Source organism: Citrobacter sp. Igbk 16 (assembly GCF_028069755.1).
Taxonomy (GTDB): domain Bacteria; phylum Pseudomonadota; class Gammaproteobacteria; order Enterobacterales; family Enterobacteriaceae; genus Citrobacter.
On sequence record NZ_JANEWJ010000007.1, the window covers coordinates 69856 to 87786 of the forward strand.

The window sequence follows — 17931 nt, forward strand, 5'->3', positions numbered from 1 at the left end:
ATAGCGCTGAGTGTAGGCAGGGAAAACATCACTGTATTGTATGAGATTGCGCATTAGCGCGAATAAACCTGCTTCTGATAGCGTACCGGCGTAATGCCATAGCGATGGGTAAAGGCGCGGGTGAGGTGCGATTGGTCGGTCAGTCCGGTGGCGGCGGCCACATCTGCGGCAGGCATACCGTAGGTAAGAAAACCTTTGGCTCGCCACAGGCGGATCGCCATCAGCATCTGATGCGGTGTGACGTGAAAATGAGATTTGAACTGGCGCTGAAAATGCCAGGGACTGAGTGACGCCACGCGAGCCAGCTCATCGAGTGTCACAGGGTGCATGTAGTTATCGTGCAGGTATTCACGCACGCGTTCGAAGCGATGTGCCCCCTCCGGTAATACCGGTGCATGGCGAGCCAGCGGCTGGAATGTATCGATCAGATCGAGCAGCAATCCCTTTTGCGCCAGCGGGTCTTCGGTGTTCCACAGACCATGGATCAATGAACAGATCTGACGCGAGCGCAGCGGATCGTGACGGGTAACGTCATGGAACCACCAGTGACGAACGCCGGTGGCCTCTTCCAGAAGATCGGGCTCAAGGTAAATCATCCGATAGCGCCAGCCGTCGGCGGTTTCAGCTTCACCGGTGTGCAGTTCATCGGGGTTCATGGTGACAACGGAGTGGGCAGGCGCTACGTATTGCGTGCCACGGTAGCGAAAACGCTCGGCACCGGCTTCAATCGCGCCAATGCCGAAAGCTTCATGGGTGTGCGGCTCAAACGCATAACGGGAGATGTGTGCATGGTACAGTTCAACGCCTGGCACCTGCGCCAGGTGGCGAAAGCGGGCGCTGTCTTTCTCATCAAAAAACTGCTCAGGTACACCTTGCACGTTATCTCTCCCCACGCATCATCTTGTCATTATCAGAGAGGATGCGTGAGGATGCCACCACAATTAACCGATTTTTAACACTTACACGATACCTTTGACGCTGTCCGCCAACGAGGTGGTTGGGCGGCCAATCAGTTTGCCCAGCGTATGGCTGTCGTCAAAGAGCCCGCCTTTGGAGGCACCGACGTCAGAATCGGCCAGCATGTCCGCCAGTCCGGCAGGCAGACCAAAACCTTTTAGCGCGGCGGCAAAATCGGCTTCACTCAGGTTCTGATACACCACCTTTTTACCACTCTGTTTGGCCAGCTCAGCGGCCAGTTGGCTCAGCGTCCAGCCCTCATCGCCTGCCAGTTCGTAGATTTTACCAGCGTGACCGTCTTCGCTGATAACGCGCGCGGCGGCTGCGGCATAGTCGGCGCGGGTCGCTGAGGCGATTTTGCCTTCTCCTGCAGCCCCAATAAACACGCCGTGCTCCAGTGCCGCTGGCGCACTCGCCAGATAGTTTTCGGTGTACCAGCCGTTACGTAACAACGCGTAGGCAATGCCGGAGTCTGCCAGCATCTTCTCGGTTGCCACATGCTCATCAGCCAGCCCCAGCGGGGAGGTGTTGGCGTGAAGCAGGCTGGTATAGGCGATAAATTTCACGTGGGCAGCTTTCGCCGCGTTAATCACGTTGCGATGCTGCGGAGTACGTTGTCCGACTTCGCTCGACGAGATCAGAAGCAGCTTGTCGATACCCTGCAAAGCTGTCGTAAAGGCGGTTTCGTCGGTGTAATCCGCCTGGCGAACGATGATGCCTTGCTGACTCAGTGCTGCCGCTTTAGCAGGGTTGCGTACAATCGCCACTATCTGGCTGGCAGGTACGGTTTTCAACAGGCTTTCAATAACGTGTTGGCCCAGTTGGCCAGTGGCGCCGGTAATCGCAATCATGGGGAACTCCTTGGTATTGGTCTTGTGTTTAAACACGCTAACACCTAAACTTACTTTTAGTAAGTACGTACAAAAAGGTAAGTATAGAGATGACAGCTTCGACGCTTTCTCAACAATTGCGCGACGGCAATTTGTTTGCCGAGCAGTGTCCCTCTCGCGAGGTGTTAAAACACGTCACCAGTCGTTGGGGCGTATTGATTCTGGTGGCGCTGCGTGACGGTACGCACCGGTTCAGCGATTTACGTCGCAAAATGGGCGGCGTCAGCGAAAAGATGCTGGCGCAATCACTGCAGGCGCTGGAGCAGGACGGGTTTATCAACCGGGTGTCGTATCCGGTCGTCCCGCCGCATGTGGAGTATAGCCTGACCCCGTTGGGTGAGCAGGTGAGCGATAAAGTTGCGGCACTGGCCGACTGGATTGAAATGAATTTACCGCAGGTTTTGGCGCAGCGGGACGAACGGGTTGCGTAGTTTTGTAGGCCGGATAAGACGCTATTGCGTCGCATCCGGCACGAAAATTACTTACTCAAATCCAACTGATAAATCGCAAAGCCGATATCGTCGGTGGCGACTTTCTTCAGCGGATACTGCCCGTTGTCTTTGATAAACGCCGCGGCCTTATCGGACGGTGACGTTTCAAATCGAATATCCAGTTTCTTATCGCTGTGAATCGGTGCCAGACGCCAGTTGTTATCTGCCGCCGGGTGGATTTCACCGGCGCTCTTCGTTTGAGCGCTTATCCATGCAGCCAGCACTGCGCGGTTTTCATCCGGCGACGCAAAGGCGATGTGGCTGTCTCCGGTTCCGGCGAACTTACCACCATAGGCACGATAGTTGTTGGTTGCGACGAGGAAGGTTGCATCAGGATCGATAGGTTTGCCGTTAAAGGTCAGGTTTTTAATACGTTCCGCTTGCGGGTTTATGGTCTGGCACTCGCCGTCGTAACGGGCCGGCTGTGAAACATCAATCTGATAATCCACGCCGTCAATGACGTCAAAGTTATAGGTACGGAACCCATCCCAGTTAATCAGCGACTGCGGCTTGCTGCTGTGAATATCTATCTGATTAAACTGACCGGCGGAACATTCCAGCCACTCTTTAACCTCTTTACCGCTGGCTTTTACGACCACCAGGGTGTTGGGATAGAGATACAAATCAGCGGCATTACGGAAGGTTAGCTGGCCTTTTTCGACTTCCACAAAGCTTGCCGGATCGTTCTTACGTCCTCCGACCTTAAATGGCGCGGCAGCAGAGAGCACCGGCAGTTTTGCCAGATCCGGGTCACCCTGAATAAAGTGTTCCACATAGGCTTTCTGCGCGTTATTCACCACCTGTACGGTGGGGTCATCCTGTACCAGTGCCAGATAGCTGTACATGTTGTCGGCTGATTTACCGATGGGTTTGCTTACGAACTCGCGGGTGGCGTCGTGATCGGCTTTCAGGATCTTAACGATTTTCTGGTCCTCGCCCGCCAGTGATTTTTTCGCAGCGGCGTCGTAAATCGGGCGCGCCTCGGCTTTCGCCTGGGTGACCTGCCATTTACCACTATCGTTATTCAGTACCAAATCTACCACGCCCAGGTGATCGCCCCACATGCCCGGCATGACTGCAGGTATGCCATTGAGCGTGCCCTTCGCGATATCAGCTCCTTTGATGTTGGCAAAATCTTTCCCCGGGAAGACGGCATGAGCATGGCCAAACATAATGGCGTCCACGCCCGGGACTTCGCTGAGGTAATAAACGGAGTTTTCCGCCATGGTCTGATACGGGTCGGCAGAAAGACCGGAGTGAGCAATCACTACTACTACATCCGCGCCTTTTTCCCGCATCTGCGGAATATATTTACGTGCGGTTTCGGTGATGTCGTTCACGGTCACTTTACCGCTGAGGTTGGCTTTATCCCAGGTCATGATCTGTGGGGGCACAAAGCCAATGTAACCTATCTTCAGCGTCTGCTTATTCCCCGCTTTGTCGACGACGTCAGTGTCTTTAATCAGATAAGGGGTGAACAGCGGCTTTTGGGTTTTAACATCGATAATATTGGCGTTAACGTAGGGGAATTTCGCGCCAGCGAGGGCATTGTGCAGATAGTCGAGGCCGTAGTTAAATTCATGATTACCAAGGTTGCCGACTGCGTAGTCCAGCGTGTTGAGCGCCTTATATACCGGATGTGTTTCACCCGCTTTAAGCCCTTTGGCAGCCATGTAATCCCCAAGCGGGCTGCCCTGAATCAGATCGCCGTTATCAACCAGCACGCTGTTTTTGACTTCGCTGCGTGCTGCATTAATCAGACTCGCCGTCCTCACCAGGCCGAATTTTTCAGTCGCCGTATCTTTGTAATAATCGAAATCCATCATATTGCTATGCAAATCAGTGGTTTCCATTATGCGCAGATCGACGGTCGCGGCATTCACGCTGGCTGCAATCAGCGTGGCGAGAAGCGTTGCACTAAACTTAATCATCAGGGGCATCCTTTTAAGATCTAAGCCACAAAAGAAAATGTATATAAATCTTCTTGCTTACAGAACTGTGAATCATGACATGAATATAGCGTTTAAAACCGCAGACGCTATCACAGTTGGCGGATCCCTTGACGATCGGGTATAAGTAAAACAACGAGTTAACACCACTGACAGAAACGAGGTGGAGAATGCTAGAACATGTATGCCAGCTTGCACGGAACGCGGGCGATGCCATTATGCAGGTCTACGATGGACTCAAACCGATGGAGATTACCAGCAAGCAGGATGATTCTCCGGTCACGGCGGCGGATATTGCCGCGCACACGGTGATCCTCGAAGGGTTACTGGCACTAACGCCGGATATTCCGGTTCTGTCTGAAGAGGCACCCCCTGGCTGGGATGTTCGTCAACACTGGCAGCGCTACTGGTTGGTCGATCCACTGGATGGGACCAAAGAGTTCATTAAGCGTAACGGTGAATTTACCGTTAACATTGCGCTTATCGAGAAGGGAAAGCCGGTGCTGGGCGTGGTGTATGCCCCTGTGATGAAAGTGATGTACAGCGCGGAACAGGGCAAAGCGTGGAAAGAAGAGTGCGGTGTACGCAAACAAATCCAGGTTCGTGATGCCCGTCCACCGCTGGTGGTGATTAGCCGTTCGCACGCGGACAATGAGCTAAAAGAGTATCTGCAACAGTTGGGCGAACATCAGACCACGTCGATTGGCTCGTCGCTGAAGTTCTGTCTGGTTGCCGAAGGGCAGGCGCAACTGTATCCGCGTTTTGGACCCACAAATGTGTGGGACACCGCAGCAGGCCACGCGGTTGCAGCCGCTGCCGGGGCTCACGTTCACGACTGGCAGGGAAAACCTCTGGATTACACACCGCGTGAATCGTTCCTTAACCCCGGCTTCCGCGTCTCTATTTACTGAGCAATTTGTGCAGCAGGGCGATAACCTGCTGCACCTCATCCTGCGTTAGCGCACCATCTTTTGCCCACTGTACGCGTCCGTCCTTGTCGAGAACGACAATAGCGGAGCTCTCTTCATCCAGTTGCCAGGCTTTACGCGCAATACCCTCGCTGTCGACAATAAATTGTGACCACGGGTAGAGCTTCTTATTACTCTCCAGGCTGCTGCGCACGAACATGCCCGAACCAGGAATGGCGTCATCCGTGTTGACGATGGTGGTGGTCTGGTATTTATCATGCGGCAGATTTGCCGCTTTGATGGCTTCAATCAGTGTCGCATTTTTCTCTTTGGCGGAGGTACGTCCGGCGATGTGTTGCACAATGCGGACTTTCCCTGGCAACTGCGCGCTATTCCAGTTTTTGTAGCTAAACTTATCATTATCGAGAATCAGTTCGCCGCGATCGGCAATGCCCACTGGCGGTACACGTTGGTTGGTTTCAAACTTATGCGCGGAGGCAATCATCGGCAGCAGCAGGCACGACAGGGCCAGCAGTTTTTGTAAGGTCATGGGTTTTCCTTCTTTCTTTATTTTGCAGGTGATCCGACCACTTGGGCCTGGAATTTAATCATATGTGCGAATGATGCTTTTTCCCGCAAGCGCGATGCCAGTTTGCGGACGGGCGCACAAATCCTGCGAAAAATGAAGGCTTATACTGAAGACAGCGAAGCGTTGAAAAGATAATTCTGAATAATTGTAACCTGAAGGTAAATAAACTTATACACGCTGGAAACATGGTTCAGATAGTCTATAGTCATAAGGCATTAAAATTTGCGCCTGAGGATTGTCGGACCGATTGTGGTACCGCAAAGGCGTAACGCTCAGCAGGAGATACAATGAAAATTTTCCAACGATACAACCCGCTGCAGGTGGCGAAGTACGTGAAGATCCTGTTTCGTGGACGGTTATATATCAAGGATGTAGGCGCTTTTGAGTTTGATAAGGGTAAGATTCTTATCCCAAAAGTGAAGGACAAACTGCATTTTTCTGTTATGTCCGAAGTTAACCGTCAGGTTTTGCGTCTGCAGACAGAGATGGCTTAACCAAAGTGCTATGCAGTAGTTAAAAAAACGGCTCCTGATGGGAGCCGTTGATGTTTCTGGCGGGATTACGCCTTGGTCTCTTCTTTTGCATCCGGCAGTTTCGGTACCAGGACGCTCGGTTTACTGTCCAGACGTGTTACCAGCAGCTGATCGATCTTGTAGTTATCGATATCCACCACTTCAAATTTGTAGCCTGAGAACTTCACTGAATCGGTGCGTTTCGGGATTTTACGCAGCATGAACATCATGAAACCGCCGATGGTTTCATAGTTACCGGACTGCGGGAACTCGTCGATATCCAGCACACGCATCACGTCATCAATCGGCGTACCGCCGTCAATCAGCCATGAATTCTCATCACGCGCGACGATCTGTTCTTCCAGACCTTGGCCGACTAAGTCACCCATCAGCGTCGTCATTACGTCATTAAGCGTAATAATCCCCACTACCAGTGCATACTCGTTCATGATGACGGCAAAGTCTTCGCCTGCGGTTTTGAAGCTTTCCAGCGCTTCTGAGAGCGTCAGCGTATCCGGCACAATCAGCGTGTTGCGGATCTGCACACCGCTATTCAGCGCCATGCTTTGGTTTGCCAGTACGCGATTAAGCAAGTCTTTGGAATCCACATAGCCAATGATGTGGTCGATATCTTCATTACAGACCAGAAACTTGGAATGCGGATGTTCCGCCACCTTGTTCTTCAGGCTCTGTTCGTCTTCGTGCAGATCAAACCAGATAACGTTTTCGCGCGAGGTCATTGAAGACGGCACGGTACGGGATTCCAGTTCAAATACGTTTTCGATCAGCTCATGTTCCTGCTTGCGCAGAACCCCTGCCAATGCACCGGCTTCTACTACGGCGTAGATATCGTCCGAAGTGATGTCATCTTTACGCACCATCGGGATCTTAAACAGACGGAAAATGTTATTTGCCAGGCCATTAAAGAACCATACCAGCGGGCGGAACACGAGCAAACAGAAGCGCATCGGGTTGATGATACGCAAAGCCACAGCTTCTGGCGCAATCATACCGATGCGTTTCGGGGTTAAATCCGCGAACAGGATGAACAGGCCAGTCACCAGGGAGAACGACAGAATAAAGCTCAATTGTTCGGACAGCTCTGGGGCAAAGTATTTCGAGAACAGACCGTTAAATGCCGGTGAAAACGCTGCGTCACCGACGATACCGCCAAGAATAGCAACCGCATTAAGACCAATTTGCACGACGGTAAAGAACATGCCGGGGTTTTCCTGCATCTTCAAAACACGCTGTGCATTTACGTTGCCTTCATCGGCAAGCAACTTAAGTTTTATTTTGCGTGATGCGGCAAGCGAGATCTCGGATATCGAGAAAAACGCACTCACGGCGATCAGGCAGAGAATGACTAAAATACTGTTTAACATATCTTATCCAGCGTTACGCCAGATCCTCGGAAGGGAGAAGTTGGTACTCGTCGTCTTTCAAGCAGCAGGGGCGTTGGAGCCAGCGCTAGCGCTGTTCAAAACACCTATGACGTTTTGTCCTGCAACCCGAAATCCATAAAGTATAAATCCAATGGAAAATTCATTGAAAACCTGCTCGTGGAGTTGAGCCGGTAAATTCAGACGCTAGTATAGCGTAAGGTACTGTAAAGCCGCCAGAGGTCACGTTAAGGGCGTGGAAATGCCCGATAAGCACTGTGCTATCGGGCAGTTGCGGGTTAATTCTGCGGTGGCAGGCAAACGCCTATGCCGCCAATACCACAGTATCCATAAGGGTTTTTATGCAGATACTGCTGATGATCGTCCTCGGCGTAGTAGAACGGGGTCGCCGTGCTGATTTCCGTCGTAATCTTGCGTTCGTCGCCCGCTGCGGTCATTGCCGCCTGAAAGCGTTCAAGGCTGGCCTGCGCGGCTGCGCTTTGCTCCGGGGTTAGTGGATAAATCGCGGAACGGTACTGAGTGCCCTGGTCGTTACCCTGACGCATACCCTGCGCCGGGTCATGATTTTCCCAGAACACCTGCAGCAGTTGTTCGTAGCTGATAACATGCGGGTCATAGACGATGCGTACCGCTTCGGCATGGCCCGTATCGCCAGAACACACTTCCCGATAGGTTGGGTTTGGGGTATAGCCACCGGTGTATCCGGCTGCTGTGCTGTATACCCCTGGTAGTGACCAGAATAAGCGCTCCACGCCCCAGAAACATCCCATGGCGAAGAGGGCTATCTCCATGCCGTCGGGCACGTTGGTCATCGAATGCTGATTAACCGCATGCAACGTTGCTACCGGCATCGGGGTATTGCGTCCAGGTAGCGCATCTGCTTGAGTAACAAGATGCTTTCTATCAAATAAACTCATGGCCGTTCTCCCGAAATCAGTCATTTGGGTTAAGGTTGTAACGAGACGCGTCTTTGCCCACAATAAATAGTGTGAATGCGTCTAGAGTTAAACATAAGAAATATTTGGGTTGTCGTCTGTTTTTCAACTCTTATTGTTGATTTTTTGTTAAGCCGAGGAACGGCATAGTATTTTTTTCCAGGGGTGGGAAAAAAGGATATTCAGGAGAAAATGTGCCACATATCCGTCAGTTATGTTGGGTGGGATTACTGTGCTTAAGTGGCTCCGCCGCCGCTGCGAATGTTCGCTTACAGGTCGAAGGATTATCAGGACCGCTGGAGAAAAACGTCCGTGCGCAGCTGTCCACGATTCAGAGTGACGAAGTCACACCAGACCGGCGTTTTCGTGCGCGCGTTGATGATGCTATCCGCGAAGGGCTAAAAGCGCTGGGCTACTTTGAGCCGACCATTGATTTTGAGTTACGTCCACCACCGGCGAAAGGACGTCAGGTGCTGATTGCCAAAGTGACGCCTGGCGAACCGGTGCTGATTGGCGGCACCGAGGTGATTCTGCGCGGCGGCGCGCGTACGGACAAAGATTACCTGGATCTGCTGAAGACGCGTCCGGCTATTGGCACCGTGCTGAATCAAGGCGATTATGACAGCTTCAAAAAGTCGCTCACCAGTGTGGCGTTGCGTAAAGGCTATTTCGACAGCGAATTTAATAAAAGTCAGCTCGGAATTGCACTCGATCGCCGCCAGGCATTCTGGGATATTGATTACAACAGCGGAGAGCGTTACCGCTTTGGCCATGTCACTTTTGAAGGTTCGCAAATTCGCGATGAGTACCTGCAAAACCTGGTGCCGTTCAAAGAGGGTAAAGAGTACGAGTCGAAAGATCTGGCTGAGCTAAACCGTCGCCTTTCGGCAACCGGATGGTTTAATTCCGTGGTGGTGGCGCCTGAATTTGATAAAGCCCGTGAAACTAAAGTACTGCCGCTAAAAGGCGTGGTCTCGCCGCGCACCGAAAATACCATTGAAACCGGGGCCGGCTACTCGACTGACGTTGGGCCGCGGTTGAAAACCTCGTGGAAAAAGCCGTGGATGAACTCCTACGGCCATAGCCTGACCACCAGTGCCAGTATTTCTGCGCCAGAGCAGGTCCTTGATTTCAGCTATAAAATGCCGTTGTTAAAGAACCCGCTGGAGCAGTATTACCTGGTGCAGGGGGGATTTAAGCGTACCGATTTAAACGACACCGAACAGGACTCTACCACGCTCGCGGTCTCCCGCTATTGGGATCTGTCGAGTGGCTGGCAGCGTGCAATCAACCTGCGCTGGAGCCTCGACCACTTTACCCAGGGTGACGTCACCAACACGACGATGCTGCTCTATCCGGGCGTGATGATTAGCCGGACGCGCTCGCGCGGCGGCCTGATGCCTGTCTGGGGGGATTCCCAGCGCTATTCCATTGACTATTCCAATACGGCCTGGGGTTCAGACGTTGATTTCTCCGTCTTCCAGGCGCAGAACGTCTGGATCCGTACATTGTACGACAAACACCGTTTTGTGATGCGCGGTAACCTCGGCTGGATCGAAACCGGTGACTTCGACAAAGTCCCGCCGGATCTGCGTTTCTTCGCCGGGGGCGACCGCAGTATCCGCGGCTACAAATACAAATCTATTTCGCCTGAAGGCAGTGACGGTAAGCTGAAAGGGGCCTCGAAGCTGGCGACCGGTTCGCTGGAATATCAATACAACGTGACCGGGAAATGGTGGGGCGCGATGTTTGTCGATAGCGGTGAAGCGGTCAGCGATATCCGCAGAAGCGATTTCAAAACCGGTGCCGGGGTCGGTGTACGCTGGCAGTCGCCGGTGGGGCCTATCAAGCTCGACTTTGCCGTCCCTGTAGGCGACAAAGATGAACATGGTTTACAGTTTTACATCGGTCTGGGGCCTGAATTATGAGTTTATGGAAGAAGATAAGCCTCGGGGTGCTGGTTTTTATCCTGCTGTTGTTAGGTACCGTCGCTTTCCTGGTGGGGACAACCTCCGGTCTGCATCTGGTCTTCAAGGCAGCTAATCGCTGGGTGCCTGGGCTGGAGATTGGCCAGGTTACCGGCGGCTGGCGGGATCTGTCGCTGAAAAATATCCGCTATGACCAGCCCGGTGTGGCGGTAAATGCCGGTGAAGTACATCTGGCGGTGGGACTCAACTGCCTGTGGAACAGCAGCCTGTGCGTCAACGATCTGTCGCTGAAAGATATCAACGTGGCGATCGACAGTAAAAAGATGCCGCCTTCCGCGCCGGTTGCAGAAGAAGACAGCGGGCCGCTCAACCTTTCCACGCCTTATCCCATCACGCTTTCACACGTGGCGCTTAACAACATCAATATCAAAATTGATGACACCACGGTTTCCGTCCTGGATTTCACGTCCGGCCTCAATTGGCAGGAAAAAACGTTGACCCTGAAGCCTACGTCATTACAGGGGCTGCTGATCGCGCTGCCTAAAGTGGCAGATGTGGCGCAGGAAGAAGTTGTCGAACCGAAGATTCAACATCCGCAGCCGGACGAAAAACCGCTGGGTGAAACGCTAAAAGATCTGTTCTCAAAGCCGGTGCTACCGGAGATGACCGATGTCCATCTGCCGCTCAATCTTAATATTGAAGAATTCCGCGGCGAGCAGCTGCGCGTGACCGGGGATACGGATTTAGCGATACATAACATGCTGCTGAAAGTAAGCAGTATTGACGGCAACATGAAGCTTGATGTGCTGGATATCGACTCGAATCAGGGAACAGTAAAAGCCAGCGGCACGGCACAACTCACCGACACATGGCCGGTCGATATTACGTTAAACAGCACACTCAACATCGACCCGTTAAAAGGCGAAAAGGTGAAGCTGAAGGTCGGCGGCGCACTGCGTGAACAGCTGGAGGTTGGCGTCAATCTTTCCGGTCCGGTCGATCTGGATCTGCGTGCGCAGACGCGCCTGGCGGAAGCGGGGTTACCGCTCAATCTGGAGGTGAACAGTAAACAGGTTTACTGGCCGTTCACCGGCGACAAGCAGTTCCAGGCTGATGATATCAAGCTCAAGCTGACCGGCAAAATGACCGACTACACGTTATCGATGCGCACCGCCGTGAAAGGGCAGGATATCCCTCCGGCCACCATTACGCTGGATGCCAAAGGTAACGAACAACAGATCAATCTCGACAAACTCAGCATTGCGGCGCTGGAAGGAAAAACCGAGCTGAAGGCGCTGGTGGACTGGCAGCAGGCCATTAGCTGGCGCGGAGAGTTGACGCTGGATGGCATCAATACGGCAAAAGAGATCCCTGACTGGCCGTCAAAACTGAATGGTCTGGTGAAAACCCGCGGCAGTCTGTATGGCGGAAGCTGGCAGATGGAGGTTCCGGAACTTAAGCTGACCGGGAATGTGAAACAGAATAAGGTCAATGTGAACGGCTCACTGAAGGGAAATAGCTACCTGCAGTGGACCATTCCGGGCCTGCACCTGGAACTGGGGCGCAACAGCGCGGAGGTAAAAGGGGAACTGGGGGTTAAAGATCTCAATCTCGACGCGATGATTGATGCCCCGAGTCTGGACAACGCACTGCCGGGATTAGGCGGTACGGCGAAAGGGTTGGTAAAAGTTCGCGGGACAGTAGAAGCGCCACAGTTGTTGGCGGATATCACCGCTCGCGGCCTGCGCTGGCAGGAACTTTCCGTGGCTCAGGTGCGCGTCGAGGGCGATGTGAAATCGGCGGAGCAAATCGCCGGCAGCCTCAACGTGCGCGTAGAGCGGATTGTGCAACCTGACGTCAATATCGGGCTGGTCACTCTGAACGCGAAAGGCAGTGAAAAGCAGCATGAATTACAGCTACGCATTCAAGGGGAGCCGGTTTCCGGGCAACTGGATCTGGCCGGCAGCTTCGATCGCAAAGAACAGCGTTGGAAAGGGGCGTTGAGCAATACCCGCTTCCAGACGCCGGTCGGTCCGTGGTCGCTTAACCGTGCGATTGCGTTGGATTACCGTAACCAGGAGCAGAAAATCAGCATTGGGCCACACTGCTGGAATAACCCGAATGCGGAACTGTGCGTGCCACAAACGATTGATGCGGGTGCGGAAGGTCGCGCGGTGGTGAATCTGAACCGTTTCGATCTGGCGATGCTGAAACCGTTTATGCCGGATACAACCCAGGCCAGCGGCGTCTTCAGTGGCAAAGCGGATGTGAGCTGGGACACCACCAAAGAGGGGCTGCCGCAGGGACAGGTCACGCTAAGTGGGCGTAACGTGAAGGTCACCCAGAGCGTAAACGATGCTGCTTTACCGGTCGCGTTTGAGACGCTGAACCTGACCGCTGACCTGCACAACAACCGTGCTGAGCTGGGATGGCTGATTCGCCTGACCAATAACGGGCAGTTCGACGGACAGGTGCAGGTAACCGATCCGCAGGGACGACGTAATCTTGGCGGTAATGTGAATATCCGCAACTTCAATCTGGCGATGGTGAATCCCATCTTCTCCAGAGGCGAAAAAGCTGCGGGAATGATCAACGCCAACCTGCGTCTGGGCGGCGATGTGCAAAGTCCGCAGTTGCTTGGACAACTGCAGCTTAGCGGTCTGGATATCGACGGTAACTTTATGCCGTTTGACATGCAGCCCAGCCAGCTGGCTGTGAACTTTAACGGAACGCGTTCGACGTTGGCGGGCGTGGTGCGTACGCAGCAGGGGCAGATTAACCTCAGCGGCGATGCCGACTGGAGCCAGATAGATAACTGGCGGGCGCGTGTTGCAGCCAAAGGCAGTCGCGTGCGTATCACCGTGCCGCCGATGGTGCGTCTGGATGTCTCGCCGGATGTGGAATTTGAAGCCACGCCGAGCCTGTTTACCCTTGATGGCAACGTGGATGTGCCGTGGGCGCGTATCGTGGTGCATGACCTGCCGGAAAGCGCGGTGGGAGTGTCCAGCGACATGGTGATGCTCAACGACAGCCTGCAGCCAGAGAAGCCGCAAAGCGCGGGTATTCCGATCAACAGTAACCTGAACATTCATGTAGGCAACAACGTACGTATCGATGCCTTTGGTCTGAAAGCGCGTCTGACGGGCGATCTGAAAGTTGCACAGGATAAGCAGGGGCTGGGGTTGAACGGGCAGATCAATATCCCGAGCGGGCGTTTCCATGCCTATGGTCAGGATTTGATTGTGCGTAAGGGTGAGCTGTTATTCTCCGGTCCGCCGGATCAGCCGTTACTCAACATAGAAGCAATTCGTAACCCAGATGCCACCGAAGACGACGTGATCGCCGGTGTTCGCGTCACTGGTACTGCCGATGAACCGAAGGCGGAGATCTTCTCCGACCCGGCGATGTCGCAGCAAATGGCACTTTCCTATCTGCTACGCGGACAAGGACTCGATAGCGAACAGAGCGATAGTGCGGCGATGACATCAATGCTTATTGGCCTGGGGGTTGCACAAAGTGGTCAGGTTGTGGGTAAAATCGGGGAGACATTTGGCGTAAGCAATCTGGCACTGGACACGCAAGGGGTGGGTGACTCCTCTCAGGTGGTTGTCAGCGGATACGTACTGCCAGGTCTGCAGGTGAAATATGGTGTGGGTATATTTGACTCTTTAGCGACACTCACGCTACGTTATCGTCTGATGCCTAAGCTATATCTGGAAGCAGTGTCTGGCGTAGATCAGGCACTTGATTTGCTCTATCAGTTCGAGTTTTAGCAATGCGAATATTTGTCTACGGCAGTTTACGAACCAAACAAGGCAACAGCCACTGGATGACCAATGCCCTGTTGCTGGGAAATTTCAGTATCGACAACTACCAGTTGTACAGCCTGGGCCACTATCCAGGCGCCGTTCCGGGAAATGGAACAGTACACGGGGAAGTTTATCGTATTGACAACGCCACGCTGGCAGAGCTTGACGCTCTGCGTACGCGAGGTGGCGAATATGCACGCCAGTTAATTCAGACGCCGTACGGAAGTGCATGGATGTACGTGTACCAACGTTCAGTCGAGGGATTAACGCTGATTGAAAGCGGTAACTGGTTAGACCGAGACCAGTACTGATATATCGCCTACGAGAATAAACAACGCCGCCTTCGGGCGGCGTTGTTTATTTAAGGCTTAAAACTCTACGCGCGCGCCGAGATTATAGCGACGGCCTTCCACCTGAGCGGATTCATTCCACGCGGTAGTCAGCTTCGGATCTTCATCCAACACGTTGTAGACGCCAGCCATCAACTGCGTGTGCTTATTGAGCTGATAACGTACGCCCACATCAACCATTGTGTAGTCATCGTATTTGTAATTATTGCCGCTGTTGCGGTTACTGCTGCGATAGTTCACTGTACTCCACACGTCGAGACTCTGTGTCGCCGCCCAGGTCAGCGACAGATTCGCCATATGACGCGGGTAGTCGTTCAGCGCGTAGCCTTTGTTGACGCCGCTTTTCTGCTCGCTGTGGTTCCAGGTGTAGTTAGCGTTGGCTTTGAGGTCGGCGCTAATTTGCCAGTCGGCATTCAGCTCAATGCCGTATACGTCTGCCTCACTGACGTTAAAGTATTTACTGACGGAATCTGCTTTGTAGCCATTCACCGAGCACTGGTTTGTCGCCGTGGTTTCACAAATGGTTTGTTCAGCGATTTTGTCTTTGAACTGGGTATAGAAGACCGTGCTATCCAGAGCCAGCGCATCGCCCGTCCAGTAGAGACCCAGCTCAGAGTTAACGCTTTTCTCTGGTTTCAGGTCGTCATTACCTACCGTCAGGAATGGATAAGGCACGGTTGAGCCGTAAGGGGTGACGAAGTTGCTGGAGGTCGCGCGTAGCTCCGGCTTTTTATATCCTGCCGAAATACCGCCCTTTAGCGCCCAGGTATCGCTGAAGGCCCAGTTACCGTACATTTTTGGCGTAATATGCGTGCCAAAGTTATCGTCCTGATCCATACGTGCCGAGGTGGTCAGGATGAAATCGTCGATACTCCAACCATCTTCAGCAAACAGCGCCCAGCCGTTGCGGCTGATTTTGGTTACCGGCTCTGAGCCGGGCAGCGTTTTGTTAGCCACATCAAAGCGGTCATTTAACTCTTCGCGGGTAAAATTCGCCCCGATGGTCAGTTTATGGTTGTCGAGTGTAAATGTGGTTTGCGAATTAGCGACATAGTTTTCCATCTGCACATACTGTGGAGTCTGCCCGTTATAGACGTATTTCGAACGGCCTTTCTCGTAATTAATGTAGTTGGTTGTCGCGATGGTATCGTCTGCGTACCAGCCGGTATGCGTCAGGGTGGCGGCATTACGATCGAACAGCCATGACCACGGGGCACCGCGTTTCTGAGTCCGGTTTTTCTCCTGCTCGCCGGTGACCACGTTGAGATCGAACAGGTTGTTTTCGCTGGCGGCCAGGCCCAGCGTCATATCAACGGATTTGCGGTTGTGTTTGCCGAAATAATTATTGCGATCGTCATCGCGACGGTCGAGCCAGTCGGCCGCCACGCTAAGGCCCAGCACATCGGGCACAATCGGCCCCATGGTAAACAGGTTCATCTGACTGGTATTGCCAAGATACTGGTGTTCCTGAAGCCAGGTATTCGCCGCAATCGCCGTCGTCCAGTCTTTCGCGCCGTACGGTTTTTTGGTGATGACGTTGACCACACCGCCGATAGCGTCTGAACCGTACAGCGATGACATCGGCCCGCGAATAACCTCAATACGCTCAATGGCCTCCATAGGCGGTAAGAAGTTGGCTTCGGTACCAATATCATGGCCGTAGGGGCGCGACTCACCGGTATTCTGTTTGACGCTGTTAACCATGAAGGCCGTGTAAGACGGGTCCATACCGCGGATCATAATGCTGCCCGCGTTCATGCCGCTGCTGTTGGTGACCGAGACACCGGGAAGATTTTTAATGGCTTCACCGATGTTACGGTCCGGCTGAATATCCAGCGTTTTACGATCGATAACCGAAATGGTGGCTGGCGCTTCGCGCTTTTGCTGCGAGAACCCGGATGCGGTGATCACCATTTCATCTTCACTATTGCGGGAGGTCTCGCTAAGTTCCTCGGCCTGTGAGGGACAGATAACACCGCCAGAGAATGCGACAATCCCCGTCAGCGTAATAAGTTGACGCGTTTTCATAATATAAGACACCTGAAAAGTAAAAAAATAAAAGCATCACCTTGCAACCGGGAAAAGCTGCAAGGTGTAAGAAGCGTTTTTAATTATTAATATTTAGACAGATCGACTTTCAGAACATAGTCGGGTTTTATGCCAATCATTTTTTCCGACTGCTTTACACTGACATACAAGGTGTTAGCATCTGCCGAAAGCGCCAGGCTGTTAGGTAAGGCCTGGGTTTCAATGCTTTGTTTTACCTGAAAAGTCTTGCTATCCACAATGCTGATGCGTTTTGCATTACGGTGGGTGATATAAACTTCCTGGCGTTTTTCGTTATATAGCACAGCTAAAGAATTAATGACCTTAACTGGTGCAATAACTTTTCCATTATTAATGTCGACAACCAGAACATCAGCCAGATCAGGATCGGTCAGAAACGCACGATTATTTTTTGCATCAAGCGCAATATTCAGGAAGAAATGTTTTTTGTTAGATTCAATGGTAAAACGGTTAATAATTTTTTGGCTGGTGGTATCCAGCGTAATCAGTTCATTTCGGCCATTCACGACATACAAGCGATCTTTATCAGCATCAACGGCCATACCGGTCGGGTACTGACCCATGTTTTCAAGAGTGGCAATTTTTTCACGTTTTTGCGTATCCACGACCCAGACAATGCCTTTTTCAGCCACGCCGGAGACATACAGGCGGTGATGCTGTTTATCGAGCACCATTTCACGGGTATGGACAATATCTTTCGGGTTGCTGGCTTCGCTCAGTTGCAGTATCGCCAGCTCTTTACCGCTGCGGGTATCGATTAAGGTGACTGAACCTTCCAGTGTATTACCGACATACAGTACCTGGTTCTCTTCATCCAGCGCGGTGGCGAAGGCGCGGCGGCTGGTCTTGATGACTTCGGTGGTTGTGAGTTTTTCCAGATCGAGTTTGTAGATAAGCCCGCTGGTTTTGTCTTTATCAAATGACGGAGACGAGGCGGCAAAGAGCGTGTTCTGCTGACTATCAACCGCCAGTTCATACACGCCGTTACCGACATCGTGGGTCAGAAAATCGTTTTCAGGCAGCGTCTCTGCCGTGCTGGGCAGGCTGGTAAATAACAGCGCCGTGACGAGTGCTACGCCGGAATAGTGTTTCAGGGACTTCACAGTGTGGAGGTTCATTGACTTTTATTCACATTTATTTACG

General features: G+C 52.6%; 14 protein-coding genes. 6 read left to right on the top strand and 8 right to left on the bottom strand.

Translation table 11 applies throughout. The features are described from left to right. Positions 1-53: 53 nt before the first annotated feature. Both NNO03_RS07105 and NNO03_RS07110 read right to left on the bottom strand, forming a co-directional pair. Positions 54-878 carry an AraC family transcriptional regulator gene (locus tag NNO03_RS07105; RefSeq protein WP_271449162.1) on the bottom strand — a complete coding sequence of 275 codons (825 nt, stop codon included), beginning with the start codon at positions 876-878 and terminating at the stop codon, positions 54-56. Between the two features lie 81 nt (positions 879-959). Further along, entirely contained in the window at positions 960-1808 is an 849-nt protein-coding gene (locus NNO03_RS07110) for an SDR family oxidoreductase (protein ID WP_271440293.1), read from the bottom strand. A gap of 89 nt (positions 1809-1897) precedes the next feature. Between NNO03_RS07110 and NNO03_RS07115 the strand changes: the two genes are divergently transcribed. Then, a complete protein-coding gene (locus tag NNO03_RS07115; protein WP_271449163.1) occupies positions 1898-2278 on the top strand; it encodes a helix-turn-helix domain-containing protein in 381 nt (126 codons plus the stop codon). A 47-nt stretch (positions 2279-2325) separates the two neighbouring features. Here NNO03_RS07115 and NNO03_RS07120 read toward each other — a convergent pair whose 3' ends face one another. Continuing rightward, entirely contained in the window at positions 2326-4269 is a 1944-nt protein-coding gene (locus tag NNO03_RS07120) for a bifunctional 2',3'-cyclic-nucleotide 2'-phosphodiesterase/3'-nucleotidase (protein WP_271449164.1), read from the bottom strand. Between the two features lie 188 nt (positions 4270-4457). Between NNO03_RS07120 and cysQ the strand changes: the two genes are divergently transcribed. After that, positions 4458-5198, top strand: coding sequence for a 3'(2'),5'-bisphosphate nucleotidase CysQ (cysQ, locus tag NNO03_RS07125; RefSeq protein ID WP_271449165.1), 741 nt, complete (start codon positions 4458-4460; stop codon positions 5196-5198). Here cysQ and NNO03_RS07130 read toward each other — a convergent pair. Further along, the gene (locus NNO03_RS07130; RefSeq protein ID WP_271440297.1) at positions 5188-5745 is read right to left on the bottom strand and encodes a YtfJ family protein; all 558 of its coding nucleotides are present in this window, start codon (positions 5743-5745) and stop codon (positions 5188-5190) included. The genes cysQ and NNO03_RS07130 overlap by 11 nt on opposite strands. Positions 5746-6071: 326 nt before the next feature. Between NNO03_RS07130 and NNO03_RS07135 the strand changes: the two genes are divergently transcribed. Continuing rightward, positions 6072-6278, top strand: coding sequence for a DUF1107 domain-containing protein (locus tag NNO03_RS07135; protein ID WP_003025710.1), 207 nt, complete (start codon positions 6072-6074; stop codon positions 6276-6278). Positions 6279-6343: 65 nt separating this feature from the next. Here NNO03_RS07135 and NNO03_RS07140 read toward each other — a convergent pair whose 3' ends face one another. Continuing rightward, positions 6344-7681 (bottom strand): hemolysin family protein, encoded by a 1338-nt coding sequence (locus NNO03_RS07140; protein WP_271449166.1) that lies wholly within the window; start codon positions 7679-7681, stop codon positions 6344-6346. Positions 7682-7977: 296 nt separating this feature from the next. Beyond that, on the bottom strand, positions 7978-8616 hold the full coding sequence (gene msrA, locus NNO03_RS07145) for a peptide-methionine (S)-S-oxide reductase MsrA (RefSeq protein WP_271449167.1): 639 nt from the start codon (positions 8614-8616) through the stop codon (positions 7978-7980). Between the two features lie 212 nt (positions 8617-8828). Between msrA and tamA the strand changes: the two genes are divergently transcribed. Genes tamA through NNO03_RS07160 form a run of 3 tightly spaced genes read left to right on the top strand, consistent with a single transcriptional unit; the run spans position 8829 to position 14682 of the window. After that, a complete protein-coding gene (gene tamA / locus NNO03_RS07150) occupies positions 8829-10562 on the top strand; it encodes an autotransporter assembly complex protein TamA (protein WP_271449168.1) in 1734 nt (577 codons plus the stop codon). Continuing rightward, positions 10559-14335: an autotransporter assembly complex protein TamB gene (gene tamB, locus NNO03_RS07155; protein WP_271449169.1), complete on the top strand. Its 3777-nt coding sequence runs from the start codon at positions 10559-10561 to the stop codon at positions 14333-14335. Before tamA ends, tamB begins: the two co-directional genes overlap by 4 nt. Positions 14336-14337: 2 nt before the next feature. Then, positions 14338-14682, top strand: a complete 345-nt coding sequence (locus tag NNO03_RS07160) for a gamma-glutamylcyclotransferase (RefSeq protein WP_048212859.1) — start codon at positions 14338-14340, stop codon at positions 14680-14682. Positions 14683-14739: 57 nt separating this feature from the next. Here the strand turns inward: NNO03_RS07160 and NNO03_RS07165 are convergent, their stop codons facing one another. After that, positions 14740-16749, bottom strand: coding sequence for a TonB-dependent receptor (locus NNO03_RS07165; protein WP_271449170.1), 2010 nt, complete (start codon positions 16747-16749; stop codon positions 14740-14742). 86 nt (positions 16750-16835) lie between these two features. Then, positions 16836-17906, bottom strand: coding sequence for a YncE family protein (locus NNO03_RS07170; protein WP_271449171.1), 1071 nt, complete (start codon positions 17904-17906; stop codon positions 16836-16838). Positions 17907-17931 lie beyond the last annotated feature (25 nt).